The following is a 1,814-nucleotide window of genomic DNA, read 5'->3' as shown; positions in this document are numbered from 1 at the left end:
ACTCGACCGGCACACCGCCGATCACCCAGAAGAATCCTCCGCCGCCCCAGCCGCATGATCAACCCCCGAAGGACTTACGACGCAGACCACTTAGAACGCCTGACACAGTGAGGTGGCGTCACCAGCAGGCGACGCACTGGGCGAGGTCTTCCGACAGGAAGAGCGTGAAACGTCGCTGCGATCCGGTGACTGTCGCCATGTAGACCCGAGCTGTTCCTGCGGCTTGGAGTCCGGCGACGGCTTCGGCGAGTCCGGGCCGAGGTGTGACGCCCGTGTCGAGCATGACTTCGTGCCGCCAGGACCAGACGTCCCAGAGCTGTTGCGCAGAAGCCGTTTGGTCGAGAAAGACCTTGAAGTCCGCGCCTGACTCCAGCAGCGTTGCTGGATCCACCAGATGATCCACCCGGTCACGCTCGCGCCCAGGGCGTCGGCGCTGCCGCGGACGATGCCGTGGCCCGCCGTTCGGGCGAGGGCACGCAGACGGCGGACTCGACCTCGCCGGTGCCTGTGGAGGCCCTGCCGACGGCGCAAGGCTGACGTTCGGACCCTGGGCCCCCACGGTTCTCGGTCGAGGGCTCGGCTGTTCTACGGAGCCGGGCTGATGTCGCCGTTGGTGTTCATGTCGAAGATGCCCTGGCTCTTGCCGTCGACCTTCAGGTGCTTGAGCCAGTGCTTCGAGAGGTTGTGCACGTTCTTGTGCTGCATCTCCCACACCACCGAATGCCCGGCGCAGTCCAGTTTGACCATCAGCTTGTGGTCGCCGGCGATGGCGTTGTAGAGCGCGGGTACCGAGAAGTTGAGTTCCGGATCTTCGCTCGACGTGTTCACCTGCCTGTCGTGCTCCCCGTACGCGATGAGGACGGGCACGCTGCCGCCGAGGACGCCGCCCTGCGCCGCGGTGGTCTTGTTCCAGCCCCACCGGACGAAGTTTCTGATGCGATTGCGCCCTTCGCCTTCCGGCCCCCACGTGCTGCCCACCGGATCGCTTTCCATGATCGCGTTCCACACCTTGTCGCGCATCTCTTCTTCGCGCTGGCCCTCGCAGTGCACCTCGTTGCGCCACCCGTTCCAGGTTCCGTCTTTCGTGCTCAGGAACATCGGGAAGCCGGGCTGCGGCAGCGGGTCGGGGGCGTTCGACGTGCCCTCTGGCGGGAAGATCGGCGCCAGCAGGAACAGGCTCGACACCTTGCCCGGGTTCTTGACCGCGTACGGCCCCATCGTGAACGCGGCCGCGGACCAACCGATGAAGGCGACCTTCTTCACCCCGCGCTCGCGGATGATCCACTCCACGACGGTGTTCAGCTCGTCCCGGTCGCTGTTCGAGTTGGTCAGCTGGAACGGATAGTTCGGCGGGCCCGGCGTGAACCCTGGAGGTCTCGGCTTCAGAAGGTTCTGCTGGGCGGGGTTGACGTTGCGAGGGTCGTCCATCTTCGGCCGCGGCGACAGCCCCGAGCCCTGGAGGTCCATCATGAAGACGTCGTAACCGGCCTTCGCCAACGCATCGGCCCAGCTGTACGACTTGAAATCGAGATCAAAGCCCGCGAGCACCGGAACGCTCCGGCCGTGGAGCATCAGGACGGCCGTGCGCTCGTCGAGGTGGCCGGGGGGCGTGCCGTCGCGCTCCCGCACGAAGAGTTCGACGTCCTCGCCCTTATTCGCGGGGACGGTGGACTTGTGGGGTACCCGGTGGTCTTTCACGGTGACGGGCATGAGGATCCGTTCTAGGCCCGTACTTCGCGGGTCGTTGATTCGTATGGTGTGACCGGTCCGGGGGTGTCCTCGGGCCGGGGTGTGGCGTTGGGTGGGGTGTGTCG

General features: G+C 65.9%; 2 protein-coding genes. Both read right to left on the bottom strand.

Going from position 1 to position 1,814, the window contains the following annotated elements; genetic code table 11:
• Positions 1 to 118: 118 nt before the first annotated feature.
• Complete coding sequence (locus tag AB0J04_RS46015) at positions 119 to 403, bottom strand: hypothetical protein (RefSeq protein WP_363174712.1); 285 nt, start codon at positions 401 to 403, stop codon at positions 119 to 121.
• A gap of 182 nt (positions 404 to 585) precedes the next feature.
• Positions 586 to 1,629, bottom strand: a complete 1,044-nt coding sequence (locus AB0J04_RS46010) for an alpha/beta fold hydrolase (RefSeq protein WP_363174713.1) — start codon at positions 1,627 to 1,629, stop codon at positions 586 to 588.
• Between the last annotated feature and the right edge of the window lie 185 nt (positions 1,630 to 1,814).

This window comes from Streptomyces sp. NPDC050263 (genome assembly GCF_040655955.1).
GTDB lineage: Bacteria > Actinomycetota > Actinomycetes > Streptomycetales > Streptomycetaceae > Streptomyces.
The sequence above is the reverse complement of the archived record's forward strand: the minus strand, read 5'-3'. Positions and strand labels throughout refer to the sequence as shown.